25 protein-coding genes are annotated in these 26,268 nt (G+C 58.1%); 13 read left to right on the top strand and 12 right to left on the bottom strand.

Annotation, left to right across the window (positions count from 1 at the left end; translation table 11 throughout):
- Window positions 1–11: 11 nt before the first annotated feature.
- From QC816_RS16625 to QC816_RS16605, 5 genes are all read left to right on the top strand, one after another.
- Complete coding sequence (locus tag QC816_RS16625; protein WP_085919022.1) at window positions 12–677, top strand: ABC transporter permease; 666 nt, start codon at window positions 12–14, stop codon at window positions 675–677.
- A 42-nt stretch (window positions 678–719) separates the two neighbouring features.
- A complete protein-coding gene (locus QC816_RS16620; protein WP_085919023.1) occupies window positions 720–1,880 on the top strand; it encodes an ABC transporter ATP-binding protein in 1,161 nt (386 codons plus the stop codon).
- A gap of 2 nt (window positions 1,881–1,882) precedes the next feature.
- Window positions 1,883–2,614 carry an ABC transporter permease gene (locus tag QC816_RS16615; RefSeq protein ID WP_085919024.1) on the top strand — a complete coding sequence of 244 codons (732 nt, stop codon included), beginning with the start codon at window positions 1,883–1,885 and terminating at the stop codon, window positions 2,612–2,614.
- 45 nt (window positions 2,615–2,659) lie between these two features.
- Window positions 2,660–3,541: a glycine betaine ABC transporter substrate-binding protein gene (locus QC816_RS16610; RefSeq protein WP_085919025.1), complete on the top strand. Its 882-nt coding sequence runs from the start codon at window positions 2,660–2,662 to the stop codon at window positions 3,539–3,541.
- A gap of 86 nt (window positions 3,542–3,627) precedes the next feature.
- The gene (locus tag QC816_RS16605) at window positions 3,628–4,470 is read left to right on the top strand and encodes a nitrilase-related carbon-nitrogen hydrolase (protein ID WP_309783498.1); all 843 of its coding nucleotides are present in this window, start codon (window positions 3,628–3,630) and stop codon (window positions 4,468–4,470) included.
- Between the two features lie 36 nt (window positions 4,471–4,506).
- Here the strand turns inward: QC816_RS16605 and QC816_RS16600 are convergent, their stop codons facing one another.
- Both QC816_RS16600 and QC816_RS16595 read right to left on the bottom strand, forming a co-directional pair.
- The gene (locus QC816_RS16600) at window positions 4,507–5,790 is read right to left on the bottom strand and encodes a M24 family metallopeptidase (RefSeq protein WP_199284570.1); all 1,284 of its coding nucleotides are present in this window, start codon (window positions 5,788–5,790) and stop codon (window positions 4,507–4,509) included.
- 52 nt (window positions 5,791–5,842) lie between these two features.
- A complete protein-coding gene (locus tag QC816_RS16595) occupies window positions 5,843–6,724 on the bottom strand; it encodes a HalD/BesD family halogenase (RefSeq protein ID WP_309783496.1) in 882 nt (293 codons plus the stop codon).
- Window positions 6,725–6,833: 109 nt separating this feature from the next.
- Between QC816_RS16595 and QC816_RS16590 the strand changes: the two genes are divergently transcribed.
- Complete coding sequence (locus tag QC816_RS16590; protein ID WP_309783493.1) at window positions 6,834–7,715, top strand: LysR family transcriptional regulator; 882 nt, start codon at window positions 6,834–6,836, stop codon at window positions 7,713–7,715.
- A gap of 39 nt (window positions 7,716–7,754) precedes the next feature.
- Here QC816_RS16590 and polA read toward each other — a convergent pair whose 3' ends face one another.
- The gene (gene polA / locus QC816_RS16585) at window positions 7,755–10,523 is read right to left on the bottom strand and encodes a DNA polymerase I (protein ID WP_309783491.1); all 2,769 of its coding nucleotides are present in this window, start codon (window positions 10,521–10,523) and stop codon (window positions 7,755–7,757) included.
- A gap of 172 nt (window positions 10,524–10,695) precedes the next feature.
- On the opposite strand from polA, the gene QC816_RS16580 reads away from it, so the two are divergent.
- Both QC816_RS16580 and speA read left to right on the top strand, forming a co-directional pair.
- A complete protein-coding gene (locus QC816_RS16580; RefSeq protein ID WP_199284554.1) occupies window positions 10,696–11,655 on the top strand; it encodes a homoserine kinase in 960 nt (319 codons plus the stop codon).
- The gene (gene speA / locus QC816_RS16575; RefSeq protein ID WP_085919052.1) at window positions 11,652–13,568 is read left to right on the top strand and encodes a biosynthetic arginine decarboxylase; all 1,917 of its coding nucleotides are present in this window, start codon (window positions 11,652–11,654) and stop codon (window positions 13,566–13,568) included. Before QC816_RS16580 ends, speA begins: the two co-directional genes overlap by 4 nt.
- A 69-nt stretch (window positions 13,569–13,637) precedes the next feature.
- Here the strand turns inward: speA and QC816_RS16570 are convergent, their stop codons facing one another.
- Window positions 13,638–14,303, bottom strand: coding sequence for a fumarylacetoacetate hydrolase family protein (locus QC816_RS16570; RefSeq protein WP_085919053.1), 666 nt, complete (start codon window positions 14,301–14,303; stop codon window positions 13,638–13,640).
- A 96-nt stretch (window positions 14,304–14,399) separates the two neighbouring features.
- Complete coding sequence (gene thpD, locus QC816_RS16565) at window positions 14,400–15,395, bottom strand: ectoine hydroxylase (protein WP_309783488.1); 996 nt, start codon at window positions 15,393–15,395, stop codon at window positions 14,400–14,402.
- Window positions 15,396–15,728: 333 nt separating this feature from the next.
- Between thpD and QC816_RS16560 the strand changes: the two genes are divergently transcribed.
- From QC816_RS16560 to QC816_RS16540, 5 genes are all read left to right on the top strand, one after another.
- Entirely contained in the window at window positions 15,729–16,394 is a 666-nt protein-coding gene (locus QC816_RS16560; RefSeq protein ID WP_085919055.1) for an ABC transporter ATP-binding protein, read from the top strand.
- Complete coding sequence (locus tag QC816_RS16555; RefSeq protein ID WP_309783487.1) at window positions 16,391–18,928, top strand: ABC transporter permease; 2,538 nt, start codon at window positions 16,391–16,393, stop codon at window positions 18,926–18,928. The genes QC816_RS16560 and QC816_RS16555 overlap by 4 nt, the downstream gene beginning before the upstream one ends.
- A complete protein-coding gene (locus QC816_RS16550; RefSeq protein WP_309783486.1) occupies window positions 18,925–20,061 on the top strand; it encodes a lipocalin-like domain-containing protein in 1,137 nt (378 codons plus the stop codon). Before QC816_RS16555 ends, QC816_RS16550 begins: the two co-directional genes overlap by 4 nt.
- A gap of 432 nt (window positions 20,062–20,493) precedes the next feature.
- Complete coding sequence (locus QC816_RS16545) at window positions 20,494–20,724, top strand: DUF1654 domain-containing protein (protein ID WP_309783484.1); 231 nt, start codon at window positions 20,494–20,496, stop codon at window positions 20,722–20,724.
- A 314-nt stretch (window positions 20,725–21,038) separates the two neighbouring features.
- Complete coding sequence (locus tag QC816_RS16540) at window positions 21,039–21,236, top strand: hypothetical protein (RefSeq protein ID WP_309783482.1); 198 nt, start codon at window positions 21,039–21,041, stop codon at window positions 21,234–21,236.
- Here the strand turns inward: QC816_RS16540 and QC816_RS16535 are convergent.
- The 7 genes from QC816_RS16535 to QC816_RS16505 form a co-directional block, all read right to left on the bottom strand.
- Entirely contained in the window at window positions 21,223–21,558 is a 336-nt protein-coding gene (locus tag QC816_RS16535) for a hypothetical protein (RefSeq protein ID WP_309783480.1), read from the bottom strand. The two genes, QC816_RS16540 and QC816_RS16535, sit on opposite strands and share 14 nt — an antisense overlap.
- An 8-nt stretch (window positions 21,559–21,566) precedes the next feature.
- Window positions 21,567–21,902, bottom strand: coding sequence for a zinc ribbon domain-containing protein (locus QC816_RS16530; RefSeq protein WP_309783478.1), 336 nt, complete (start codon window positions 21,900–21,902; stop codon window positions 21,567–21,569).
- Window positions 21,903–22,026: 124 nt separating this feature from the next.
- Window positions 22,027–23,049 carry a contractile injection system protein, VgrG/Pvc8 family gene (locus QC816_RS16525; protein WP_309783476.1) on the bottom strand — a complete coding sequence of 341 codons (1,023 nt, stop codon included), beginning with the start codon at window positions 23,047–23,049 and terminating at the stop codon, window positions 22,027–22,029.
- On the bottom strand, window positions 23,040–23,252 hold the full coding sequence (locus QC816_RS16520; protein WP_309783474.1) for a tail protein X: 213 nt from the start codon (window positions 23,250–23,252) through the stop codon (window positions 23,040–23,042). The genes QC816_RS16525 and QC816_RS16520 overlap by 10 nt, the downstream gene beginning before the upstream one ends.
- Window positions 23,230–23,634 carry a phage tail protein gene (locus QC816_RS16515; RefSeq protein ID WP_309783473.1) on the bottom strand — a complete coding sequence of 135 codons (405 nt, stop codon included), beginning with the start codon at window positions 23,632–23,634 and terminating at the stop codon, window positions 23,230–23,232. Before QC816_RS16515 ends, QC816_RS16520 begins: the two co-directional genes overlap by 23 nt.
- On the bottom strand, window positions 23,627–25,828 hold the full coding sequence (locus QC816_RS16510) for a phage tail tape measure protein (protein ID WP_309783471.1): 2,202 nt from the start codon (window positions 25,826–25,828) through the stop codon (window positions 23,627–23,629). The genes QC816_RS16515 and QC816_RS16510 overlap by 8 nt, the downstream gene beginning before the upstream one ends.
- 137 nt (window positions 25,829–25,965) lie before the next feature.
- On the bottom strand, window positions 25,966–26,256 hold the full coding sequence (locus QC816_RS16505) for a phage tail assembly protein (protein ID WP_309783469.1): 291 nt from the start codon (window positions 26,254–26,256) through the stop codon (window positions 25,966–25,968).
- Between the last annotated feature and the right edge of the window lie 12 nt (window positions 26,257–26,268).

The raw sequence follows: 26,268 nt of genomic DNA, 5'->3' as shown, positions 1-26,268 counted from the left end.
GGAGGCTGCGCTTGGAAATACTTCAATATGCCCTGGGCAGTGCGGGCCTGCTGCTGTCGCGAACGTTAGAGCACATTGCCCTTGTCGGTGTTGCCGTGGGCATAGCGACATTGACGGGCGTGCCGATCGGCATCGCGATCACCAAAAACGAGCGCTTGGCTCAAGGGGTGCTGTATCTGGCCTCGATTATCGTCACCATCCCTTCAATCGCACTGTTTGGCATCATGATTCCGGTGCTATCGCTGATTGGGCACGGCATCGGCTACGTACCTGCCGTTATTGCGGTACTGCTCTATTCCCAGTTGCCCATCATTCGTAATACCTACACAGCGATAAACAACGTGAACCCCGCGTTGCGGGAAGCGGCCAGAGGCATCGGCATGAGCCCCAATCAACGCCTCCGTTTAGTCGAGATCCCGCTCGCCATACCGGTCATCATGGCCGGGGTTCGTACGGCAGTGGTGCTCAATATCGGCGTGATGGCGATTGCGGCCTATATTGGCGCAGGTGGCTTGGGCACCTTCATCAGCCGTGGCATTTCACAGTCAGACCCCCGTCAGCTGATCGTCGGCGCGGTTGCCGTCAGCGTACTGGCGATTATCGTTGACTATTCACTGTTGTATGTCCAAAAGCGCCTGACGCCCAAGGGAATGAGCCGCCAGGCCGACGCGACCTGAGGCCGCTTTTCTGATGTCATTTCTACTATAAGAGACACCCCTATGATTCGACTTGACAGCCTGACCAAGGTGTTCGATACGCCAAAAGGCGCGGTGGTGGCCGCTGACCATATCGATATGGAAGTGCCTGAGGGCGAAATATGCGTCCTGTTGGGGCCATCGGGCTGCGGCAAGACCACGACACTGAAAATGATCAACCGGATCGTAAAACCCACTTCTGGCAAAGTGTTTATCAATGGCGACGATACGACCGGCCTCGATACCCAGACACTGCGACGCAATATCGGCTACGTGATCCAGCAGATCGGCCTGTTTCCCAACATGACCATTGAGGAAAACATCACCATCGTGCCCAAGCTGCTGGGCTGGGACAAGGCCAAATACAAGGCGCGTGCCCGCGAGATGATGGCAATGATCGCGCTGGAACCGGATGCCTTTCTGAAACGCTTCCCAAGTGAGTTGTCGGGTGGCCAGCAGCAACGCATTGGTGTCGCCCGCGCGCTGGCCGCTGACCCGCCGGTCATGTTGATGGACGAGCCGTTTGGGGCCATCGACCCGATCAACCGGGCCGTCATTCAAGACGAGTTCCTGAAGATGCAACAAGAACTCAACAAGACCATCATGTTCGTTAGTCACGATATTGATGAAGCCATCAAAATGGGTGACCGCGTGGCGGTCTTCCGGGAAGGGAAGCTGGTTCAGTACTCCACGCCCGATGATTTGCTGGCAGCGCCCAAAAACACCTTTGTGGAATCGTTCCTGGGCGAAGACCGGGCGCTCAAGCGTTTGAACCTGGTTAAAGTGCGCGAGATTGTCACCGACGAAATCGGCACGGTATCGCCCGGTGATACGCTGGAAGCCGCGCTGGCCAAAATCGACAACTATGGCTACCAAAACGCCATTCTGATGGTCAATGACCGCAAGCAGCCCGCCGGGATTGTCAGCCGCTCCGTCGCGCGCACCACAAAGGGCTACTGCCGTGATCATTTCCAGGCCGTCCCGGCCGTTGTGGGTCTCGACGACGACCTGCGTAAAGCCGCATCCCTGATGTTTGCCCACGACCAGACCTGGCTCCCCTGTGTCAACGACGAAGGGACGGTGTGCGGGCAAATTACCCAGCGCGCCATGACCAGCCACTTAGGCGCGAGATATCGCGCTCGCCAGGGGGATGACCGCACGCCATCGCCGGCCATCAAGGAGTAACCATGCCGATTCGATCCATGAAAGGGGCGCTTAAGGCACTGGTGCTGGTGGCTATTTTTTTCGCCGGTGTATGGAGTCAGTCCAGTGGCGTCATCGATGACTTTATCTGGTATCTGCCCGATGTTCAGTATCTGGCGGTTCAGCACATCTGGCTGACGGCCATGTCAGGCAGTCTGGCCATTCTCGTTGCCATCCCGCTCGGTATTGTGCTCTCTCGCCCGAGTATGGCCCGAGTGGCCGAATCATTGATGCAGATACTCAACGTGGGCACCACGATCCCCACCCTGGCCGTCCTTGCGCTATCGATGAGCTTTCTGGGCATTGGCACGGTGCCAGCCGTTTTCGGTCTGTTTGTGGCCACGCTGCTGCCGATAACCCGGAATACTTATGCCGGCTTAAAGGGCGTTAACCCGGCACTGATGGAAGCGGCGGCAGGCATTGGCATGTCCCCCATGCAACGGCTTTTCAAAGTCGAACTACCCAATGCTCTCTACGTCATTTTTGCCGGCATGCGCACCGCACTCACCATCAATGTGGGCACGGTGCCACTGGCGTTCCTGATTGGCGCGGGCGGCCTTGGCGAGCTGATCTTTACCGGCATTGATCTGTACGACCCGGTCATGATGCTGTCGGGCGCCATTCCGACCGCGCTATTGGCGATCGTGGTCGATGCGCTGATTGCGATCATTGCCTTCCTCGTTGTCCCCCGCGGGGTCAACCCCGGCCGCGCTTGATGATCACCGTGACTGACGCTTCACTAACAAAAGAAGGAATCGATGATGAAAACATTAACTACCGCACTGACCAGTATTGCCCTTGCCAGCGGCATCTCGCTGGCTAATGCCAACGAAATCAGCGTTGGCGGCAAGAACTTTACCGAGCAGCAGATTCTCTCCACCATGACGACCCAGTACCTGGATAACCTGGGCTACGACGTCGATAACCGCTCCGGCATGGGCTCCGCCGTTTTGCGTCAAGCACAGGAAAACGGCCAGATCGATCTTTACTGGGAATACACCGGCACGTCCCTGATCAACTATAACGACATCACCGAAAGCCTGAGCCCTGAAGATACCTACCAGCGGGTGAAAGAACTCGATGCCGAAAAAGGCCTGACCTGGCTTGAACCGTCGGATGCCAATAACACCTATGCGCTCGCTATGCGCGAGGATGACGCCGAAGAACGCGGCATCGAAACGCTCTCCGACCTGGCCGACGCCGTCAACAATGAAGAAGGCCTGACCTTTGCGCTTAACGCCGAGTTCTACGCCCGTGAAGACGGCTGGCGGCCGCTCATGGAAGCCTATGACTTTCGCGTGGGTCGCAGCGACGTGAGCCGCATGGATACCGGTTTGGTCTATCAAGCGCTGCGCGATGAAGAAGTCGACGTCGGCCTCGTATTCGCCACCGACGGGCGTATCCCCGCCTTTAACTTTCACGTCCTCAAAGACGACCAGGGCTTCTTCCCGGCCTACGCCCTCGCCCCGGTGGTACGCACCGAAACCCTTGAAGCGAACCCTGAACTAGCCGACCAGATGAACCGCCTGTCGGCGCTGTTAAACGACGCCACCATGGCCGAGCTGAACGCCCGTGTCGATGTCGAGCGCGTGTCGATTGAAGACGTGGCAGAAAGCTTTCTCGAAGAGAATGATCTGCTCTAGTCGCTCGTGGGTAGCATTGGCATAATGCCGATTGCCATCACAGCAAAGCCGCTCCTATGGAGCGGCTTTTTCAATGGGGAAGCCCAATGCATTTTCAAAACACCCTTCGCGTCGGCGCCGCCCAGATCAATACCACGCTTGGCGAGGTGAATGACAACCTTGAGCGCCATTTGGCACTGATTGCCGACGCCCAGCACGACGATGTCGAACTGCTGGTGTTTCCCGAGCTTTCACTGACGGGCTATCGCCTGGCAAACCACGTGATGCAGGTGGCAATGCCGCTGGAAGACCCGCGCCTGCAAACACTGGCCCGCGCCTGCGGCCCGATGCAGGTCGTCGTCGGTTTCGTGGAAGAGGCAAGCCCCGGTGAATATTACAACGCGCTGGCCATCTTTCAGCATGGCCAGCTTATCGCCGTGCACCGCAAACTGAACCTGCCCACCTATGGCGGACTTGAGGAAGGCAAATGGTTCACCCATGGGAGTGAACTCACTCACACGGATATCTGCCCGGGTTGGTCAGCCACCCAGCTGATTTGCGCCGACTTATGGAACCCGGCGCTTGTGCATGCAGCCCTGCTCGCCCGCCCCACGGTGCTTTGTGCGCCGATCAACTCCGCCAGCGGCATCGTCAGCGACGACTTTTCCAACGAAGAAAACTGGGCGCTGAATACACGCTTTTATGCCATGACGTACGGCACGCCCGTGATCATGGCGAACCGCTTCGGGCCGGAAGGCGACAGCCACTTCTGGGGCGGCTCGCGCATTCTCGGGCCAAGTGGCGAGACACTGGTACAGGCCGATGATGAAGAAGCGCTGATTGTCGCGGATCTATCACGCACCGCGATTGCCAAGGCGCGCTTTGAACTGCCCACCCACCGCGACGCCGACACACCGCTGGTGAGAGAGTTGATGGCGGGATACCGCTAGCGACGTTGAGGCGTCGCCAGCGGCTGGATCAAGCGACTACACTTCTCGGTTCAACAACACGTCGTTAAACGGATAGCGGGAAAGCCGCTCAATGCCGGTCTCGGTGATCAGCACCTCTTCTTCCAGCTTGACGCCGTCGGCTGCCCCGACTTCGCCAATATAGCTTTCTACCGACACCACCATGCCAGGCTCCAGGATACCGTCCTTGGAGAAACGGTCGAAATCCATGTGGTGGGCGACCAGCGGCGTCTCGCCGTGCATGCCTACCCCGTGAATGATCGACGGGTAACGGCGGTCGATAAAGCGCTCGGGGATTTTCCATGCCTGCTCGGCAATTTCCCGGTAGCTGATACCCGGCTTGAGCAAGCCCATATTATGTTGCACCTGGTCGTAGGCCATACCATAAAGCTCGCGCTGATAGGCCGTCGGCTTGCCGGGCCCGACATGGAAAGTGCGCGAAAAATCCGAGTAGTAGCCATGGCAACCGATGGTGTCCGTATCCAGCGCCACCAATTCACCCGGGCGAATCTTGCGGTCGCTGGCTTCGTTAAACCAGGGGTTCGTGCGCGGCCCTGAGGAAAGCAGACGGGTCTCGATAAACTCACCGCCGCCTCTGATCACCTCGCCGTACATGATCGCGAACAGCTCGTTTTCGGTAACCCCCGGTTTAATCGCCGCTTCGACTTCGGCGACAGCGGCTTCACTGGCGGCCATCGACTGCGCCAGGCAGGCGATTTCCTCGGGCGTTTTGATGCGTCGACAGTGCAGTGTGTCCTGCATACAGTCATACACATCGAGCCCTTGGGCTTCCAATGCCCGCGCCAGATTCAATGCACAGCGATCCAGACCGACCTTTTTGTTGCCTTTGCCATGCTCTTCAATCAGCTCAGCAATCTCCACCCCAAAGGGGTCGGATGACATACCATCACGCTGGTTCACCGCCGACCATACTACCTTGGAGGTTCGCGCCTCATCGATGGTTTCAAGCCAGGTGGATACATGCGCGCTGCCAGGATATTCGAACAGAATAATGGGCCCTTCCAGCGGCACGTAGACGTAACGCGTGGAGTTGCGCAAAAAGTAACCAAACATATTGCGCGACCCTGTCGCATAGCGCTGGTTGTTCGGGTCAAACAGTACCAGCGCGGCATACCCTTCTTCCGCCATCATGGCGCGCAGGCGCTCAAGACGTCCGGCGCGCAGCTGCTTGGGGTCAAACGCCGTGGGGATACTGTCGCCGTTGGCCATGGGCGCCGAAGGCACGACGGGAATGTGGTCCGGCTCGTTATCAGTCAGGCTTTCGCTTTCGACAATGCTCATGAATATCTCGCGTTGGGAGTGGTATCAGGAACGGAATGAGCGCCGGGCGGCCTTAATCCGCCAGGCTATCGCTGCGCTGCATGCCGTCTTTAAGAATCTGTTCATGGACCGGCGCCATGCGGCCGAAGATGCGCTGTGCACGTTCGGGACGACCCACGAAACCAGGCTCCTTGGCATAGGCGAAAATCACCGTATGGCGCTCTTTGTCACCCACCACGGGCGTCACGCGGTGGAGCGAATAGCGGCCAAAGAAAATCTGCAAATCGCCAGGCTGAAGATCCAGCGCTTTCAAGCGTGAGCGATCACCATCGATCACCTTTTCCACCTCAGCAAAGTTTTCACCCTCGGGGTTGCGAATCCCCGGCGCATATTCAAAGCGCCCACCGCTGTGGGACTGCCGCGTCATCATGGTGACGATGAACTCGTTGGTGTCGTAGTGCCAGGGGTGCTGACAGCCTTCGCGCAACACGTTCACCACCAGATCGGCCAGGGGATCGGCGTATTGGTGGATCTCATCGATACCCACAACCGCACCAATAAACCGCTGAAATTCGGGATTCTCGTACACCTGGCGGATAATGGTGTCATGGTCGATGCGGTCGCCGGCGACAAAGCCGTTAGTCCGATCATCAAAGCGGTTTTTGGGGTGTGTGGCGGGTAGCGATGCGTCACCGTCGCTGTTGTACGGATTGGTCTCGGTCTGGTTGTAGTGGGCGTCTGGCGATAGTCGTTCAGTTTCACGCTCAAGCCGAGCTAATGCGGCTTCAGGAACAAAGTTTTTAAGCACCACACAGCCATCTTCTTCGAGTTGGCGACGGCAATCGGCGATAAACGTTTTTCCTGCCGACGATGACAACTCATTGAGCGGGTAGCGCTCAAGGTCGATCAGCCCTTCGAGGGCATTCACGGGTTGTTTAGCGGCGGTTATTGTCATGGGGTCACGCTCCTGTCGCGTTGGAAGCTTATCTGGACAGGCTAGTGAAGGCTCTTCCATAATAGAAATGAATAGTTAAGATAACACCCATTTAAATGGCTCATTCATCATGGACACAGACTTACTACGTGCGTTTGTCACCGTCGCCGAATGCCAAGGGTTTAGCGCAGCAGGGAAGGTGCTGCATCGAACTCAATCGGCGATGAGCCTGCAAATCAAGCGGCTTGAAGACCAGATGCATCAAGCGCTTTTTGAGCGCACCAGCCGCAGCGTTCTGTTGACGGCCGCCGGGGAACACCTGCTTCCCTATGCGCGCCATATGCTCAAGCTCGAAGATGAGGCCAAGGATCTTTTGAAGGGCGGAATGCATGGCGAGCTTATTCGGCTGGGCACTTCGGAAGAACAGGCCGCTACCTACCTGCCCGACTTGCTGCCACGCTTTGCGGCCCAGTTTCCGCAAATTCAGTTAGAAGTGCATTGCGATATCAGCGACACCCTGGTCAAGCGGTTTCAGGAAGGGCTGTTAGACGTGGTGCTCTCGGTAAGGCACAAGCCCACTCAATCCGGTCACTTGCTTGGCTGGGAGCCGATGGTGTGGGTCATGGCCGACCACGTCTCACTTTCGCAATGGCAAACACTGCCGTTGGCCCTGAATCCCGAGGGCTGCATTTTCAGGGCGCATGCGTTATCTGCGCTGGGCCGCGATGAGACCCGCTGGGAGCTTCGCTACGTCAGCCAATCCCCGACAGGTATCAACGTGCCGGTGCAAAACGGACTGGCAATAACCGTTAAAACCCCGCGTAGCGTGCCGCCGGGCTGCCGGATAGTGACCGAAGAAGAAGGCCTCCCCAACCTGGGACATGTCGAAATTGAACTCCACCAACGCCCCGGACACTCCAGCGAAGCGTTTCAGGCGCTATGCAAATCCCTTGAAAGCGTGGTCGCCGAGCACGAGTCGATTGCCTGCCTTGGGGGCAGGGAAGAGACATAACCCGGCAAATGAGCTAGCTCATTTGCAAATTAATCTACTTTAATGAGCCTCATCCCAGTTGTTACCGCTTTCGGCTTCCACAATGAGGGGCACACTCAGTTTGACGGCGCCCTGCATGCGCGTCTGCACCTCTTCAATGAAGGCCTTCACCTGGTCCTCGGCGACTTCAAACACCAGCTCGTCGTGCACCTGCATGACCATTAGCGCGTCAAACTCGCCCTCTGCGAGCCAGGCATCCACATCGATCATCGCCTGCTTGATGATATCCGCCGCGGTGCCCTGCATGGGCGCGTTGATCGCGATACGCTCGGCCCCCTGCCGACGGTTACGGTTTTGCGAGTGGATTTCCGGTAAGTAGAGACGGCGCCCTCTTACGGTTTCCACATAGCCGTCCTCTGCCGCCTGACTGCGAATACGATCCATGTAGCGCGCCACCCCTGGGTAGCGATCAAAGTAGCGGTCGATATAGGTTTGCGCCTGGTTACGCTCGATGTGCAGCTGGCGCGACAGGCCCCAGGCGCTCATGCCGTAGATCAAGCCAAAGTTGATGGCCTTGGCACTACGCCGCTGATCGCCGGAGACGTTCTCAAGCGACGTACCAAACACCTCCGCCGCGGTGGCCGTGTGGATATCGCGCCCTTCGGCAAAGGCTTCAAGCAGGCCCTTGTCTTCCGACAGGTGCGCCATGATGCGCAGCTCGATCTGTGAGTAGTCGGCCGCCACAATACGGTAACCGGGACGAGCCACAAACGCCTGGCGAATCTTGCGGCCTTCTTCGGTGCGGATGGGGATGTTCTGCAGGTTGGGGTCGGACGATGACAGCCGACCCGTAGCCGTGACCGCCTGATGGTAGCTAGTGTGAACGCGTCCGGTGGCTTTGTTCAAAAGACGCGGTAGCTTGTCGGTGTAAGTGGACTTCAGCTTGGCAAGCCCACGGTGCTGCATAATCACCTTGGGCAGCGGGTAATCCAGCGCCAGCTCTTCCAGCACCGCTTCTGCGGTCGAAGGAGCACCTTTGGGGGTCTTTTTGAGGACCGGAATTTTCTGTTCTTCAAACAGAATCTGCCCCAACTGCTTGGGTGAACCCAGATTGAATTCGCGCCCAGCCAGTTCATACGCCTGGCTTTCCAGCTCACGGATGCGGGTTTCCAACTGCTGGCTGTGCTCATGAAGGCGTTCTGCATCCAACGCCACGCCATTGCGCTCGATGCGCGATAGCACGCTCACCAGCGGTAGCTCCAGATGATCCAGTACCTCAGCAAGGCGGCCTTCGCGCTCGACCTGAGGGCGCAGGGTTTCCTGCAACCGCAGGGTAATATCCACGTCTTCACAGGCGTACGGGGCCGCCTGCTCCAGAGCGACCTGATTGAAGGTCAACTGTTTGGCGCCTTTACCAGCGATGTCTTCAAACGAAATGGTGCTTTCACCCAGATACTTCAGCGCCAGGGAGTCCATGTCGTGTCGCGTGGCGGTAGAATTCAGCACGTAGGAGGCCAGCATGGTGTCAGCCAGCGGTCCCGCCACGGCAATATCATAGTTGGCCAGCACGGAAATATCGTACTTGAGGTTCTGGCCAATTTTGGTTTTCTGGACGTCTTCCAGCAGCGGTTTCAGCGCGGACAATACCGCTTTGCGGTCAAGCTGCGCCGGGGCATCCAGGTAGTCATGGGCCACCGGAATATAGGCGGCTTCACCCGCTTCCAGCGCCAGCCCAATGCCAACGATTTCGGCGTCCATGTAGTTGAGGCTGGTGGTTTCCAGGTCGAAGCAGAAGCGCTCAGCGTTATGCAAGCGTTCCAGCCACGTATCCAGCTCACTTTGCTCTACGATCACATGATCGCGTCGCTCGCTGGGGGCGGCAACGCTATCATCGGCGGTGGCGCTGGCGGGCGCGGGCTCGCCGCTCTTGACGTCATCAACGCCTTCGTCCTGGCCTTCAAGAAGCTCACCCAGCCACTGCTTGAACTCCATCTCTTTGTAGAGCTCTACCAGCGCTTCACGATCTGGGTGTGCGATGTCCAGGTCGTCCAGCCCCACGGGCAACTCACAATCGATCTTGATGGTAGCAAGTTGATAAGAAAGAAACGCCTGCTCACGGTGTTCTTCCAGTTTTTTGGGCAACGTTTTGGCACCCCGGAATGACAAGGTTTTAACCCGGTCCAGATCTCCATAAATGGTATCCAACCCCCCGCCCATGCCCTGAAGCAAGCCAATGGCAGTTTTTTCCCCGACCCCTGGCACGCCGGGAATGTTATCGACCTTGTCGCCCATCAAGGCGAGAAAATCGATGACCAATGCGGGCGGCAGACCGAATTTCTGCTCAACGCCTGCCTCATCCAGCGTCTCATCCTTCATGGTATTGACCAGCGTGATATGGGCATTGACCAGTTGCGCCATGTCCTTATCGCCAGTAGAGATCACCGCGTCGCGCCCTGCCTGAGTGGCATGGTGGGCCAGGGTGCCAATCACGTCGTCAGCTTCAACACCTTCAATACACAGCAGCGGCAGGCCGAGAGCTTTCACGCACTCGTGCAGTGGCTTGACCTGACTCCGCAGGTCGTCGGGCATCGGCGGCCGATGGGCCTTGTAGTCGCTGTACAGGTCATCGCGAAAGGTCTTACCCGGCGCGTCAAAAACGACGGCCATGGGGCTTTCGGGATAATCCTTGATCAGCCGTTTGAGCATGTTCAGCACCCCCTTCACGGCGCCCGTAGGCTGGCCATTGGAGGTGGTTAGCGGCGGCAGCGCATGAAACGCGCGGTACAGGTAAGAGGAGCCATCGACAAGCACGATCGGAGCACGGGCCATAACCAAATTCCATTGTTGGCAAACAGTAAGACATCGACTTTCCATGATACGCGTTCGGCGCCAACACTGCAGACCCAAGATGATGGTATGTGTTATTCAACATGACACAACGCTGCCAACTGATGCATCAAGCCGCTACAATAATGGGCTTAGCAACCTGGGCGAGATTCTCATGGCTGTATTCACTCCGCTTAGCGACGCACAGGTCGCTACGTTTTTAGAAAAATTTGATGTTGGCAGCTTCGTTTCCCTTCAGGGCGTCGCGGCGGGCACAGAAAATTCGACGTTCTTTGTGACCACCGACCATCGCGAACTGGTATTGACCCTGTTCGAACAGGGCGAGCATGCCGAGCTGCCGTTTTTTGTCGAGTTATTGGACTACCTGGATGAGCACCGTCTGCCCGTCCCCGGCACCGTTCACGACCGCGATGGCGTTGCGCTTCACAGCTTGGCCGGCAAGCCCGCGCTAATGTTTCCGCGCTTGCGGGGTCGTCACCCAGAGGCACCCAATCTGGCCCAATGCCATGCGCTGGGCGATACCCTTGGGCGAATGCACGTGGTGTCCAAGCACTTTCCCGGGCATCGCCCCAATCCGCGGGACCTGCATTGGCTACATGCCATGCATCACAGGGTGCTGACTTACCTGAGTCCTGATGACCAGACGCTGATGAAAGACGAGGTCGATGACTTCGAAAGTGCCTTCGCCCAACACGATGAGTTGCCCCAGGGCGCGCTTCATGGCGACCTTTTCCGCGACAACACGCTGTTTGAAGGCGACGAGCTTGGCGGCATTATCGACTTTTACAATGGCTGCACCGGTGACTTGCTGTTTGACCTCGCCATTGTCATTAACGACTGGGCTTCCAATGGGGACGGTACGCTGAACAGCGAACGCTATGCGGCCATCCTTAGTGCGTATCAGGCCCGCCGTCCATTAACGGCGGATGAGCAAGCACTGTGGCCGACCATGCTGCGCATGACAGCGCTGCGCTACTGGCTCTCGCGCCTGCTGGTGGTTTACGTGGACCCACCCGCCCACGACTTGACCCCCCATGACCCCGACCGTTTCCGAACCATCCTGAAAGCGCGCATCACCCATGGTGCATTACCACTACCCGAGGCATCTTCATGAGCGAAGCGTCCACCACCCGTTCAGCCCAGCGTGCTCGTCGCACCTGGAACATTGACCAGTGGGGGAGTGGCTACTTCGATGTGGATGACCAGGGCCAGGCACTGGTGAGGCCATTAGGCAACGCGGCCGAGGGGCCGGCACTGCCGCTGAGCAGCCTCGTGCGCCAACTTCAGAAAACCGGGTTACGCCTACCGGTACTGGTGCGTTTCAGCGACATCCTTCACGATCGCGTTGAGCAACTTTGCGGCGCTTTTGACGTCGCCATGCAAGAGCTCGACTATGCGGGCGGCTATACGGCGGTTTACCCTATCAAGGTCAACCAGCAACGACGCGTGGTGGAGGAAATCCTGGCCACCGCCGAACGCGGCCGCGGTCGTGTCGGCCTGGAAGCCGGCAGCAAGCCCGAATTGCTGGCAGTGCTTGCCCTCTCGGAGGGCGGCTCTTCGCTGATCGTGTGTAACGGCTATAAAGATCGTGAGTACATCCGACTGGCATTGCTGGGCGAGAAACTCGGCCACCGGGTTTACCTGGTAGTCGAAAAACTCTCAGAGCTCGACGTCATTCTTGAAGAGGCTCGTGAGCTGGACGTGACGCCGCGTATCGGCTTGCGCGCTCGGCTTGCTTCCGTCGGCAAAGGCAAGTGGCAAAATACCGGCGGCGAAAAATCCAAGTTTGGCCTTACCGCCAGCCAGATTCTGTCCGTCGTGGAGACTCTGCGTACTCAGAAAGCCCTCGATAGCCTGCAGCTTGTGCACTTCCATCTGGGTTCTCAGATTGCCAATATCCGCGATATTCAGCGTGGTCTGCGTGAGTGTGCCCGCTTCTATCAAAACCTGATTACCCTGGGTGCCCCGATTGATACCGTCGATGTGGGCGGTGGCCTGGGTATCGATTATGAAGGCACCCGGTCGCGCAGCGACTGCTCGGCCAACTATTCAATGCGCGAGTATGCCCGCAACGTGGTCAGTGCCTTTGCCCAGCTCTGCCAGGATGCCAAGCTGCCCCAGCCGCACCTGATCAGCGAGTCCGGCCGGGCACTAACCGCCCATCATGCCGTGCTGATTACCAATGTGATTGGCGATGAGCGTATCGACGACACGCCGCCCGAGCGTTCCCAACAGGATGATCTGCAAGTAGCCGCGTTATGGCGCGTCTTTGAGCAGTTGGCAGAACCCCAGGAACCTCGCGTGCTGGTCGAGGCGTGGCATGATTTGTTCCAGGCGGTCAGCGAATTACAGGACCGCTTCGTGCTGGGGCTCAGCGATATCAATGCCCGCGCCGAAGGCGAGCGCCTGTATATGGCCGCGTGCGCAAGACTGCGCAGCCAACTGGATACGCGCAACCGGGCGCATCGCGACATCATGGATGAGCTCGCGGAGAAGCTGGCCGACAAGCTCTTCGTCAACTTCTCGCTGTTCCAGTCAGTGCCCGATGTCTGGGGCATCGAGCAGATTTTCCCGGTACTGCCGTTAAGCGGGCTGGATCAACCTCCGACGCGTCGAGCGATTATCCAGGACATCACCTGCGACTCCGATGGCCGCATCGATAGCTATGTGGACGGCCAGGGCGTTGAAAGCACCTTGCCGATTCCTGAGTGGGCAACCGAGGATGAGCGCTGGCTGGGCTTTTTCCTGGTGGGGGCTTATCAGGAAATTCTCGGTGACTTGCACAACCTTTTCGGCGATACCGACTCAGTGGATGCGGCTCTGGGCCCCGACGGTGAGTGGCAGCTGTCCAATGCTCAGGCCGGGGATACGGTGGCGGAGGTGCTCGCCTACGTGAACTTCGATGCCCGGGTATTGAAGCAAAAGCTCACTGAACAGTTGGCTACCAGTGGTTTTTCCGCCAGCGAGCAGGCACGTTTTGCCGCCAGCTTGAGCGACGGATTGGAAGGCTACACCTACCTGGAATAGCGTTGGCTTACCCGCCTTTGTCAAAACTAAGGCCACCGACGCTGTCGGTGGCCTTTTACTGTCAGCGGCTCACTCAACCACGCTGGTGGTAATATCCAAACCACCGGTCAGCGTCATGTGCAGCGTGGCGCCACGTGGCAGCTCACCCACTCCCGAGGGCGTCCCGGTTAAAATGACGTCTCCTGCTTCCAGGGTGAAATGACGGCTCATCTCTGCGACCAGGGTAGGGATGGTGAAAATCATGTCCGCCCCCTCACCGTGCTGGCGTTCTTCACCGTCAATCTCCAGCTTGAAGGACAGCGCGTTCCAATTTGGTTCGCGGCTCAATGGTAGAAACGGCGACAGCGGGCAGGCACCGTCAAATGCCTTGGCAACCTCCCAGGGATGTCCTTTGTCTTTCAGTTCGGTTTGAACATCGCGCAGCGTTAAATCAAGCGCCAGCCCCAGCCCGACAATCGCTGCACTGGCTTCATCCGGCGTCGCATCACTGATGGTTTTGCCGACTAACAGGGCCAGTTCAGTCTCGTAGTGAACATCGCCACGTTGAAAGGGAGGTGACAACGGCTGCTGAATATCCACGACGCTGGTCGCCGGTTTGATAAACAGCAGTGGCTGGGTGGGAACCGGATTATCCAGCTCTTTAGCGTGGTCAGCATAGTTGCGCCCAACACACACAACCTTGCCCAGCTCGTAGGGAAACGCTTGACCATCGGTAAATTGGGGAACAAAACGCATGATGGGGTGACTCCTTATGATGCACGCACAGTAGCAAGCGCACCAGTCTACCCCAGCCATGCGATTGTTCCACACCTGAGTGGTTACCGGGTTAATTTACCGGGATGGCGCTGTTAACGACTGGACGTCGTCATCAGGTTCGTGGGCAAGAAAGCCAGGACGCGATGCTGGTGCTGCATAAGGCTCGCGGCAACGGTTATCCGGACGGTTAAACACAAAAAAAACGTTGCTGCGCGGATCTGGCGACAGGTTGGCATTGGAAGCATGCAGCGTGTTGCAGTCAAACAGCAACAGGCCACCTGCCTGACCCTTGGGCGCCTCAATACCATGCTCGGCGACCAGTTCCGTCAGTGCTTCTTTGCTTGGCACGCCAACTTCCTGCGCTTTAAGTGAGCTTTTGTAGTTGTCTCCTGGCGTTTCCCCCAGACACGGCACGAATTTCTTGTGCGACCCTGGGATCAACATCAAAGGGCCATTAAATTCGTGGTTTTCTGTCAGAATCAGTGAGGCGCTCACGGCATGCATGTTGGGCATCCCGTCTTCAGCGTGCCAGGTTTCAAAGTCGGAGTGCCAGTTGAAACCTTTGCCGGCAAACCCAGGCTTATAATTGATGCGCGACTGATGCACATAGGGCTCGGCGCCGATCAGTTGCCGCGCAGCCCCCGCCAGGCGCTCATCCTGGGCGAGCTCACCCATGCGCTGCGAGAGAAGATGCACGGCAAACAGCGAACGGATCTCCTGACTTTCCGGCTCGGTAACGCTATACGGTTTATCCCGATAGGCATCATGATTCATTAGTGCCCGCAACTCCCGACGCAGCTCATCAAGCTCTGAACCGACGATCAGGTCAGGGATAAACAGAAACCCTTTGCGTTCGAACTCGTCGAGTTGCGCCTGGCTGAGAGGGCCAGACAAGTGCCGACCTTTCACCACTGACTCCTGGCGCGGTTGCCAGAGTGACGCTGGGGCGTTAGCCAGCCGCGATGGATAGGGATCCTTGACCATCGAAAACTGAGCAGACGGCATGTCTGTCATTTCGCTATATTGCTTGTGTGTGTTAACAACATTGAGAGGTGTGTTGCTGACTGTCATCTAATCCACTCCTTGTATGATTAAATTTCAGATCAGTTTCAGGTAACTCATCTTGCAGTGCACAAGGTAGACAACCTCAGCTTCCCTGCAAGTCGTACATGCGCACCCCATAACATGGGTTACGTGAAAAAAATTCACTCTTTTGCGCCTGTACATCCAGGGAAGGTCTTACAGTGTATACAGTCCGATTCAGCCCATTCAAGACAGTACCTACCACCCCCACACGCACCGGTAGTTTTCAGCCTATCCATTACAAAATCGATACCATATAAACTACAAGTAAAATATCTGTATACTTTATAACCCATCGTTTTGCGGGCAACAGGAGACCCCATGCTGGTCCTGCATCAGGTACACAAAACCTTCAGCACCCCGCAGGGGACATTGCCAGTCCTCAACGGTATCAACCTGACGCTCCAACAGGGCGATAGCCTGGCCTTGATGGGCGAATCGGGCAGTGGCAAATCCACGCTGCTGCATTTGGCGGCAGGCCTGGATCTGCCCAGTGACGGCGAGATCTGCATTGACGGTCATGCGCTCTCCTCCCTGGATGAGCCTGCTCGCGCCAGACTGCGTCGCCAGTCGCTGGGGCTCGTGTTTCAGCAGTTCCATCTGGTGCCCAGCCTGAGCGTCATCGATAACCTGCGACTCCAGGCGCGCCTGGCGGGCCGCGAGGACGCAGAATGGACTGCCCACCTGATGGCGCGTCTGGGGCTTTCCGGTCGCGAGACCTACTATCCCGAGCAGCTGTCGGGTGGCCAACAGCAGCGTCTGGCGATTGGTCGCGCGCTGGCCGCTCGTCCCCGCCTGTTGCTAGCGGATGAGCCCACCGGCAACCTGGACGAGCAAAGCGCGGATACGGTCCTCGGGCTATTGCTCGATCTGGTGAAAGAGACGCACTGTGCGTTATTGATGGTGACGCACAGCGCTCGCGTCGCGGCACCGCTCGACCGCCTGGTACACCTCCACCTGGGGCGCCTGGAGGATAACGCTTCATGATCCTGCGCGTGCTGGCGACATTACTGGCCCACTACCGGCGCCATCCAGGGCAGCTAGCCATGCTATTGCTGGGTCTGTGGGTCGCAAGCGCCCTGTGGAGCAGCGTCCAGGCCGTTAACGCCACCGCCAAGGACAGCTATGCCCGTGCCAATGCACTGTTCAGTGCCAACCTTGACGAGCTGTCGCGGCGCGATGGCCAACCACTCACCCGCGAGGACTACCTGAGACTGCGTCGAGAAGGCTTCCCCGTCTCTCCGATGCTGGAAGGCACCCTGGAAATCGATGGGGAACGCCTGACCATCGTCGGCATTGAGCCGCTCACCTTGCCAAGCAGCAACACGCTGGGCGCCAGCGGTGCCGCGTTAACGGCCTTTATCACGCCACCCTGGCAAACCCGGCTCGCTCCCGACACGCTCGACTTGCTGGGGCTTTCTCGACAGCAGGCGCCAGGCATGACACCTGCTGTCGATAGTGCTGGAGACAGAGCTGGAGACAGAGCTGGAGATAGTATTGAAGATAGCGGCCAGCGCCTTCCGCCACTGGCGCTGCGCACCGACCTTCCGCCGAACACCCTGGTGATGGAGATCGCCGCAGCCGCCCTCTTGCTGGACCGCGATAACACCTTGAGCCAACTGGTCACCGCCCCGGGTGCCCTATCCACAGCGCCCGAAGGCTATCGGCTCACCCGCGCCGCTACACTGGCATCCCCAGAGCAGCTCACCGAAAGCTTCCATCTCAACCTCACCGCCCTGGCACTGCTGTCATTAGTCGTCGGCCTGTTTATCGTCCAGGCCGCACTGGGGCTTGCCATGGAACAGCGCCTCACCACACTAAGAACGCTGCGCGCCCTGGGCGTCCCCGCCGCCACGCTCGTCATGGCCATTCTGCTTGAATTGCTGGTATTCGGCGTCCTGGGCGCAGCGCTTGGGCTCGCCAGCGGCATTTGGCTGGCAGGCCAGCTACTCCCTGATGTCGCCACGACGCTGTCGTCACTTTATCAAGCCGACGTCAATCGCAGCCTGGTGCTGCCGTGGCACTACTGGGTGGGCAGCCTGGCGATTACCTTCGGCGGCCTGCTGCTGGCGGGCAGCGGTGTGCTTTGGCGGGCGGCTCGCCTCAATGTGTTGGCACTGGGCCAATCCCAGGCATGGCGACTAGCCTACCAGCGCCAGCTAAAACGCATGACACTGGGTGCCGCCGCGGTGGCCGTTCTCGCCTTGGGGTTAGTACTGTGGCTTAGTCTACTGCCGCCCGGCCAGGGTGTGCAGATAAGCTTTGGGTTTGTTGCCGCGCTACTGCTGAGCAGCGCGCTATGCCTGCCGCCGCTGATAAATGGGGTGCTCCATCTCCTGCAGCGATGGCTCCGCCGTCACCCGCTTGCCCACTGGGCGGTCGCCGATATTCAGCTACAGCTGCCGCGACTTTCCCTGGCCATGATGGCGTTGCTGATTGCGCTTGCCACCAACCTGGGCGTCAGCAGCATGGTCGGTGGCTTTCGCCTTACCTTCCTGGACTGGCTGGACCAACGGTTGGCCGCCCCGTTATATGTCAATGCCTCGCCATCGACCTTGGCACCCATGCTGGATTGGCTCGATGCGCGACCTGACGTTGCTGAAACACTGCCCACCGCTCGCGGCAGCGTCGACCTGCTGGCGATGGACGACGCACAAGAACAGGGTACCCGCAAGCGCATTGCGCTGTTCGGCATTACCCCTGCACCCACCATCACCGACCGCTGGCCGCTGCTTGATACAACCGAAGGAAGACCCACTGCATGGGCAGCGTTATCGGCGAATAGCGTGTTTATCAACGAGCAGATGGCCGTGGCACAACAACTCGTACCGGGTGACGCGGTCACGCTGGATACCCCGCAAGGGGCGAGGCCATTTGAGATTGCCGCGGTTTACCCTGACTACGGCAACCCACGCCAGCAGATCCTGGTACCCACCGAAGTGCTGATTCAGCGCTTCGGCGGCGAAGTTGCCTCGATAGGGCTGGTGGTCAACGACCGCGCCGACCGCCAGGCATTGCGACAGGCAATGACTGATCGCTTTGACGTATCCACGGAGGCGATGGTCGATCAACAGGAAATCAAACGGCTGGCGACGCAAATTTTCGAACGCACCTTTACCATCACCCGCGCATTGAACGGTCTCACCCTGGGCGTGGCGGCATTAGCGCTGCTCGCCACGTTGCTGGCCCAGGCGCGAGAACGACGGCGCCAGCTGGCTTCGCTATGGGCACTCGGCGTGCCGCGCAAAACGCTGACCTTCCTGCCGCTTTTTCAACTCGGCGGGCTGGCACTGTTTACCGGGGTGGTGGCGATTCCGCTGGGCATTGCCATCACCTGGACGCTCGTGGCAATCATCAACGTTGCGGCATTTGGCTGGCGGCTACCGCTCTACCTTTTCCCATGGGACATACTCATCACGCTGATCACCGCGTTGGGCGTGGCCTTGGCCGCCGCCGCCCTGCCATCAATTCAGCTGTGGCGTACCTCTCCCCAGGCGATGCTAAACCAGGGGGCCACATGAATTATTTCCGGTTATCGACTGCGCTCGTGGCGATGGCATGTGCCACCCTCATCGGCTGCCAGGAATCCCCTTCCGATGCGGCGCCCCAGGGGTTTGCGGGTCTGGGTGAAAACGCGGAGGAATTTGCTCAGGCGGATGCGTCCACGCCATTGAGCTTCCCCCAGGATCACGGGTCGCACCCCGACTACCGCATCGAATGGTGGTACCTGACCGCCAACCTTGAAGACGACAAGGGCGAGCCGCTCGGTCTTCAATGGACGCTTTTTCGCCAGGCGCTGACACCCCCTGACGAGCGCCCTGAGCCGTCGCCATGGGCAGCCGACCAGGTGTGGATGGCGCACCTGGGGATTTCCCGGGGAGAAACGCACGTTGCCGCCGAGCGCTTTGCGCGCAGCCACAGTGAACACACCAATGGGCAAGCGGGCGTCCAAGCGGCGCCGTTTCAGGCCTGGATTGATGACTGGTCACTCGAAAGCCCGTCAGACGCCAACTTTGAGGATTTTACCCTACAGGCCTACAGCGGTGAGGGTGCTGAGCGTTCTGGTTACACGCTTAACCTCAGCGCTCAAGGCCCATTGATCTGGCACGGAGAGAATGGGTTTAATGCGAAAACCGTCGAGGGCCAGGGGTCGCGCTACTACAGCCAGCCGTTCCTAAGCATCACCGGCCGTGTCACGCTCAACGGTGAAACCCGCCAGGTCAGCGGCCAAGGCTGGCTGGACCGCGAATGGAGCAGCCAACTGCTCACCCCGGAACAAACCGGCTGGGACTGGTTTTCGCTGCATCTGGACGATGGGCGTAAGCTGATGGCCTATCGGTTAAGAGGCGGCGGCGAAGCCGGGGGCGACTATGTCTTTGCCCATTTAATCTCGGTGGATGGGCAGACCCAGCTCATCGGCGCCGACCGCGTCACGCTGACGCCGCTGGAAACCCAGACCGTAGCCAACCGAGACATCCCTACGCGCTGGTCGCTCACGCTGCCCGATGCTGGGTTACAACTTATCGTAGAGGCACGCCACCCCAATCGCTGGATGCCCACTTCGGTACCCTACTGGGAAGGCGATGTCGTGGTTCGCCAGGCAGAAACGCAGGAAAATGTTGGTGTCGGCTATTTGGAGATGACCGGGTATTGATCAAACCAACGGGCGGATGAAACAAGCCGCCAAGCCACCCCATTGGCAATGTCTACGCTGTGGACACTTTGTAGACACCCACAAAAAAGCCGCCCTGGAAGGCGGCCTTTTAAAATTCTTTAACGTGCTGTTTCTAAACCACTTTTAGTGGTGCCGACACCAGGAGTCGAACCCGGGACCTACTGATTACAAGTCAGGTAAGCTCGGGTAGTATTATCATACGCTTATCTAAAATCCTGTTACGCATATCGCCAACCTTATACCCTGCCTAATCAACTATTTAGCACTTGTTGGTACGCATTGTTATCGGCCTTTCTGATCATTTTTTGACCAGCTAGAAGCAATGAAAGCACGGGTAGACACCCCGCCTTCGCCCTGCCTATACTCGCCCTAAATTACTGTACATATAATCAGTTAATTAAAGGAGTCACCATGTCTGATAAGAGCTATCAGCAATTGGTCGAGCGAGTGAAGCGCGTCATCAATAGCCCAAAGGCCCAGGCAGAAAACTGCGCTGAAATCCAACGGCAAGAGGACGATAACGCTGACGACTGGGCGCGGATGCTTGACGACCTGGGGACCATCGAGAATGCCGACATCACCCCGCTCGATGACACAGCGGAGCATGTGCGCGTTCGCTGGAACCCTGCCGAAGCTATGTGATGAGCCGGTGCTATAAAGCAACGAAGTGGCGGAAGCGCCTCGAGCAGCAGGGCTGGATTAGCCTGAGGCGTCGATCGCCTCCAGCATGCGTCTTTGAGTTTCATGTAATCTACAAAGGCAAGCTTTACTCTGGCCGATGCCACCACTCAGAGCTTGATAGCCGAGACATGCTGACACCTGGCTCACTGACCTACATACTGGGTCGAACTGACTTGATCAGCGAGGGCGTATGGCGACCAGCCAAACATCCTGGTGGTCAGATGGGCTTCATTTGCCGCCCCTGGAATCAAGATTAACGATACAAAGGAAGCGTTATGGCAGAGTTCTGCAGGCAGTGCGCACTGAAATATTTAGGCGAGATTGAAGCCGAGCACACGGCAGGAGGCTGTAAGCCAGGAGAGACATTCTGGGAGCTTTGTGAGGGATGCGGCGACCTGGTAGAGATCGATCACGAAGGCTGGCGGGTTGATGCCCGGCTGAGCAAACCGGGCACGCATATCAATCGAAGCTAAACTCGCTCTGGTTGTTCGCAGCACTGGTTTCCATATCAATGCAGCCCTGAAGCGTCATGTAGTCCCCAGTGCCGCCAAAAGTGGCAATGTTCATACACTCACTGCGGATGCCAGTCGGGACGTCACCCCAACGGTTTTTTAAGTTGTTGTAGGCAGACTGCTCCATATCTATACAGCCATTATAAGTAATATTGCTGAAATCACCCCCGAATCTGGCGATGTTGTCGCAATGAGCCTCAACGTCGAAGCGGGGTATTTCTTGTGCATTCGCGGTTGACGCCAACCCTGCGAGCAAAGCAATAGCGAGGACTGCAGGTTTCATAGATAACCTCATTCAGATTTTGGCCTAGTGAATAAAACAAACAGTCCAAGGATTACATCGCCGAACACCCAGAACGTTAGCAGCATACCAACGCCCAACGTTCCACCTATCGCAGTGCCAGCCTCTGAGTACTCATCTGTGGCACCATCCATCATGCCGCCGATCTCGCCCAGATAAGCAAACATCCAAATCACCATGAGAATATTGAAGAGGATGAAGGTCCATTTAAAAATCTTTCCGAAAAAACCGCGCTTTGGCTTCCGTAGCTGCTTGCCGCAGCTGCTGCACTTGAAGGCAGTATCGCTGACTTGATGAGAGCATTCAGGGCATTCTGTGAGGGCCATTCGTTTCTCCTAATATTTTTATCCTACTTTTCTCACTCAGCTTAGCGTTTTATGAATGACCTTTCTACGCACCCAAAGTCAAATGGAGCATCTCTTACACGTGTAAGCCTTTTCTTACACTGATCTATTCGCTACCCGGTAGCTCGCCTTTGGCTTGACTCACAAACCCACCGGTGTCCAATCGGTGCACCGTTTCAGTGATCAACCACTCCCCATCTGCCCCTTCCCTGAAGCCGCTGAGCTTCAAACGGCCCTCTGCCATCAATGCGGTGTTACCCGGCAGCGTCAGGTCAAGGGTTTGCTCGCCGCGCTCTCCACGCCTGAGCTCTGATCTTGCCGCCGAGCGCGCGGCGTCCTCGTCGGGGTAGATCGTCTGAAGGCGTTGCACCGGCTCGCCCTCCCCCTCGGCAATCTCAAGCGTGGTGGCGCTTTCCGTATCGCGCCAGCGGGCAACCACGCTACCTGCACGCCCACGCTTAGCGAGTCGCATCTTGCCCCGAGTGACCATATTGGGCGTTATCTCAACGGTGGGTAGCGGCTCACCCCCCTGCCCAGCGCTTTGGGAGCTTCCCCGGCGCGCCAGCAGTAACGTTCCGCCGGCGGGCTTGACGATGCCGTCATGCTCAAGCGCCAGCCGGGTCAGCAGGTTCATGTCTGATTCGTTGACCTGGTCAACATGCGGCAATGGGATACCGGCCATTATCTCCTGCACGGCGGGCTCCAGGTCATGCTCTGAGGCGATGGAGCGCACAAGCTCGCCAAGGGTGGTCCCTACCTCCCAGCTGCGGGTCTTTTTGGTTTGGAGCATCAGCCGGGTACTGCCCTGGCCAGACTCGCTCTCTGCTAGCGGTGCCGCTTTTGCGACGATCTTTAGCTGGTTGGGCGGCCAGATCGACTCAAGGCTATCGACGACATAGATGCCCATATCATCGGCCTGGTCGTCATAGCCCAGCCATACATGCAGCTCGGCACCTGCTGGCGGCAAGGTGATAGGTTCGTCGTCGTCATTATCAGATAAAGTGATGGTGACTTCATCGGACTCAAGGCCCGCTTTATCCGTCAGCCGAAGGGAGACGAAGCGCTCTCGCAGCGCTTCGGTAATATCCTCCTGGTTGGCCGTGATGCGAAAGACTGGCGTTACCCCCACAGGCGGATCCTCCGGGTCGGTGCTGGCTGTTCTATATCAGGCAAGTTCAGCTGTAGCCCGCCAGGTAACAGCGGGCCGTGCTCGGCAACGCCGGGGTTGGCTTCCAGCACCTTCTCGGTGATTCGTTCGCTGAGGCGGCCGTAAGCGCGCCAGCAAACCCAGTCAACGGTATCGCCGTCCTTAGTTCTGTACTTGCGGGCCATCGTCGTAGAACCTCATCTGTAGGGTGAACTGCTGGCGACGTGGCACACCCGCGCGAGCGAAGGTGTCATCCTGCTCTTCGATGCTGAGCATGACCCAGCGGCCATGCACATAGCCGTTGCCATCCACGAGCAACATCGGCTTGCCCTCAGCGGCTTGATCTCGCATATCGCTGATCTGGTTAACGCCACCGCGCCAGCCTGGGTAAATACGGCCCGTGAGCGTAATAATATCTTCGCCGTAACCGGTAAACTGCAGCGCATCGTGATTGCCGACCCGCTGCTGGGCCGCCCAGTTGTATCGGGTAGCGCGTGATAGCTGCTGGTAGGCAGCGGTATCGATGCCAAAGGGATAGGCACCGAGTTGAAGCATGATGTCAGCCATCGTAAAGCGCCCCTTGTTGGCGTTCGTTCAGCTCCTCGAGGACCATGTCGGCAATGCGTTGGGCGTAGGAGGCGTCTTGTTCGCCGTCTCGGCGGGTCACGTGCAGCGTCAGGTTGTTGGTGATATTGTTGACCACCTCTTTGACCTTCTCGCTTGCGCTGCTTTGCTGGCCGCCTGAATTGTTCGTATTGAAGTCAGGGCGCGGTAAGGCGCGCTCTGCCGCCTGCTGGCCGCGTTGCACTGCCTCGTCAGGATCACGCTCTTGCGTAAGCGATGCCGCACTCGCACCACCCAGAATGCCCCGCGTGTCGCTGTCATCATCGTCGCCAATCCAACCTGACACCGTGCTGAAGGCGTTGCCTACCCATTCCAGCTTGCCGGTTATCCAGTCCAGGGCTTTTTCAGCTTTAGCGGTAATGCCGTCCCACAGGCCGGAAAAGAAGCCAGTCAGTCCCTGCCAGGCATTGGTGACGGCTTCCAGCGGCGACCATGATAGCTTGGCTTTCATCCAGTCCCAGGCAGCGCCAGTTATATCTTTAACAGCACTGACAACACTGCCTATCGCGCCAGCCATCGGCCCCCATGAGCGAATAATCAAGCTCACCGGTGACCACGCCATAGTGGCTTTAATTGTGTTCCACGGAGCCAAGGCCATGTCTTTTGCAGCGGTTACAACGCTCCCGATCGCGGTGGCCATCGCACCCCAGGAGCGAATAATCAAGCCCACTGGCGACCAAGCCAGAGTGGCTTTCATCGAGTCCCAGGTGGTTTTTGCTATTTGCTTGACTCCCTCCCACATATCAGAAAACCAGGGGCCAACACTTTCCCAATGCTTATAGATCAGATAAGCGCCCCCCGCGATCGCCGCGATGCCAGCAACGATCCAGCCAATAGGCGTAGCGAGCAACGCTAGGCCCAGTGTTTTAAAAACACCTACTACAGAAGTTATACCAGCGGTTAACGCAGAAGCACCCCCCACCAGGGAGAACACGGCGCCAGCGGCTTGTCCCAACGCCAGGCCAAAGGAGACGACAGAGAAAATGGCTTTTGATGCAAAGACCGTACCGATGATTACGCCTAGATTGTCGAAGCCTCCGACAAGCTCAGCGGTGGTGGCCACTGCGCTACCTACGTTAGCAACAACGGTACCGATACCGGACGCCAGATCTCGAATGATCGGCACAGCGGCCTGAAGCTTTTCAGCAAACAGCTCTGACCAATCACGTACATCATTGCGGTTCTCTGCAAGCCACCCCGTGAACTTGCCCATCATGTCGGCGACGACCGGCATTAGCGCCGAGCCAATAATATTCTTGAGGCCGAACAGGCTAAGCTGGGTATCCAGTAGCGTGTCTTTAAACGTCTCGGCGTCACGTGCCGCGGCATCGCTGAGGATATAGCCGGTACGGCGGGCGTCTTCGCCGAACTTGTTAAGCTGCTCGCTTCCTCCGCGCAGCATGTTGACCATGGCAACGCCTTCAGAATCAAACAGTTTCATGGCCAAGCGGACGCGCTCGCCTTGGTTCTCGACGTTCTGGAGTGCATCGGCGAAGTGGTTTAGTTGCTCGTCTGGCGTCATTGAGGCCAGCGCTTCGGCTGATAGCCCGAGCTCCTTGATGGCGTCCTTGGCCTCGCCGGTACCGTTGGCCGCTTCCGAGACGCGCCTCACCATACGCTGTGTGGCCATGTCGAAGGTCTTGCTTGCTACGCCTGAGCGTTCAGCGGCGTAGCGGTAGGCCTGCAGCTCCTCAATCCCCATACCGAGTTTGTCGGCGGTTTTGGCGACGTTATCGCCGAGCTCGGCGGTGCTGTTCGCCACGCCAAAGATGCCAACGCCGACAGCACCACCCAACATGGCGGTACGCCGCGCCAGCCGCCCTACCTCGGAGGTCATCCTGCCGAACTTTCCGGCCACATCGGCACCGGCAAGGCGTTGGAGTGCTTCCTGCTTACGGCGCGCCCTATCGATCTCGTTGCTCAGCTGGGCGTATTCGCGCCGCAACGGCTCCACGTTCATGCCCTGACGGCCCATCTTGCCGATTTCGCGAGAGAGGACTGTCTGCCGGCGCGTCGCTTTGTTGATCGCGCCGCCCACATCGGCCAGTTGCCCGCGCGTGTCTGTCAGGCCACGGGTAAGCGACTTGGCGACAGTGCCGCCGATGGAGATAGTGGCATTTAGCCGTTGGTTCGCCATAACCTGTCCTTACCCTCGGGGCAGGCCTGCTACCCACCAAAGAAAGCGGCTGGTACGCAGGTCGCCGATCTCTTTAACGCCCCAGCCAGTGTGCGATGCGAGCGCCAGGGCTAGCCGACGCACCTCATCCGCACCAATTACAAAAAACCTGAGTAGGCCTCTTGCACGCGCTTATAGTCTTTTAGCTTCAACCGGCGAATATCGTCGGGCGCGATCTCACACAGGTTGGCGAACAGCGTGACCTCACGAATACCGTCACTGCCTTTCATTTCGTCAGAGACGATCTGGTCATCGACGGTGGGCTCGCGCATACGCAAGGTGTTTGCCTCAGAGCCGCTGGCCAGGGTGACCGGGCGGTTGAGGGTAATGCTGCAGAAGCCGCTGTCGTCATAAGCGAGGTAATCAGGTGTGTTGGCTTTCTCGTCCATTTTCAGTCTCTC

Source organism: Vreelandella janggokensis (assembly GCF_031451615.1).
Classification (GTDB): Bacteria; Pseudomonadota; Gammaproteobacteria; order Pseudomonadales; family Halomonadaceae; genus Vreelandella; species Vreelandella janggokensis.
This window is presented reverse-complemented; position numbering and strand designations above follow the sequence as displayed.

What these genes read in the sequence shown, in the direction of transcription:
- QC816_RS16620 (WP_085919023.1), top strand. Translation starts at nt 720, where the DNA reads ATGATTCGACTTGACAGCCTGACCAAGGTGTTCGATACGCCAAAAGGC.
- QC816_RS16615 (WP_085919024.1), top strand. Translation starts at nt 1,883, where the DNA reads ATGCCGATTCGATCCATGAAAGGGGCGCTTAAGGCACTGGTGCTGGTG.
- QC816_RS16610 (WP_085919025.1), top strand. Translation starts at nt 2,660, where the DNA reads ATGAAAACATTAACTACCGCACTGACCAGTATTGCCCTTGCCAGCGGC.
- QC816_RS16605 (WP_309783498.1), top strand. Translation starts at nt 3,628, where the DNA reads ATGCATTTTCAAAACACCCTTCGCGTCGGCGCCGCCCAGATCAATACC.
- QC816_RS16600 (WP_199284570.1), bottom strand. Translation starts at nt 5,790, where the DNA reads ATGAGCATTGTCGAAAGCGAAAGCCTGACTGATAACGAGCCGGACCAC.
- QC816_RS16595 (WP_309783496.1), bottom strand. Translation starts at nt 6,724, where the DNA reads ATGACAATAACCGCCGCTAAACAACCCGTGAATGCCCTCGAAGGGCTG.
- QC816_RS16590 (WP_309783493.1), top strand. Translation starts at nt 6,834, where the DNA reads ATGGACACAGACTTACTACGTGCGTTTGTCACCGTCGCCGAATGCCAA.
- polA (WP_309783491.1), bottom strand. Translation starts at nt 10,523, where the DNA reads ATGGCCCGTGCTCCGATCGTGCTTGTCGATGGCTCCTCTTACCTGTAC.
- QC816_RS16580 (WP_199284554.1), top strand. Translation starts at nt 10,696, where the DNA reads ATGGCTGTATTCACTCCGCTTAGCGACGCACAGGTCGCTACGTTTTTA.
- speA (WP_085919052.1), top strand. Translation starts at nt 11,652, where the DNA reads ATGAGCGAAGCGTCCACCACCCGTTCAGCCCAGCGTGCTCGTCGCACC.
- QC816_RS16570 (WP_085919053.1), bottom strand. Translation starts at nt 14,303, where the DNA reads ATGCGTTTTGTTCCCCAATTTACCGATGGTCAAGCGTTTCCCTACGAG.
- thpD (WP_309783488.1), bottom strand. Translation starts at nt 15,395, where the DNA reads ATGACAGTCAGCAACACACCTCTCAATGTTGTTAACACACACAAGCAA.
- QC816_RS16560 (WP_085919055.1), top strand. Translation starts at nt 15,729, where the DNA reads ATGCTGGTCCTGCATCAGGTACACAAAACCTTCAGCACCCCGCAGGGG.
- QC816_RS16555 (WP_309783487.1), top strand. Translation starts at nt 16,391, where the DNA reads ATGATCCTGCGCGTGCTGGCGACATTACTGGCCCACTACCGGCGCCAT.
- QC816_RS16550 (WP_309783486.1), top strand. Translation starts at nt 18,925, where the DNA reads ATGAATTATTTCCGGTTATCGACTGCGCTCGTGGCGATGGCATGTGCC.
- QC816_RS16545 (WP_309783484.1), top strand. Translation starts at nt 20,494, where the DNA reads ATGTCTGATAAGAGCTATCAGCAATTGGTCGAGCGAGTGAAGCGCGTC.
- QC816_RS16540 (WP_309783482.1), top strand. Translation starts at nt 21,039, where the DNA reads ATGGCAGAGTTCTGCAGGCAGTGCGCACTGAAATATTTAGGCGAGATT.
- QC816_RS16535 (WP_309783480.1), bottom strand. Translation starts at nt 21,558, where the DNA reads ATGAAACCTGCAGTCCTCGCTATTGCTTTGCTCGCAGGGTTGGCGTCA.
- QC816_RS16530 (WP_309783478.1), bottom strand. Translation starts at nt 21,902, where the DNA reads ATGGCCCTCACAGAATGCCCTGAATGCTCTCATCAAGTCAGCGATACT.
- QC816_RS16520 (WP_309783474.1), bottom strand. Translation starts at nt 23,252, where the DNA reads ATGGCCCGCAAGTACAGAACTAAGGACGGCGATACCGTTGACTGGGTT.
- QC816_RS16515 (WP_309783473.1), bottom strand. Translation starts at nt 23,634, where the DNA reads ATGGCTGACATCATGCTTCAACTCGGTGCCTATCCCTTTGGCATCGAT.
- QC816_RS16510 (WP_309783471.1), bottom strand. Translation starts at nt 25,828, where the DNA reads ATGGCGAACCAACGGCTAAATGCCACTATCTCCATCGGCGGCACTGTC.
- QC816_RS16505 (WP_309783469.1), bottom strand. Translation starts at nt 26,256, where the DNA reads ATGGACGAGAAAGCCAACACACCTGATTACCTCGCTTATGACGACAGC.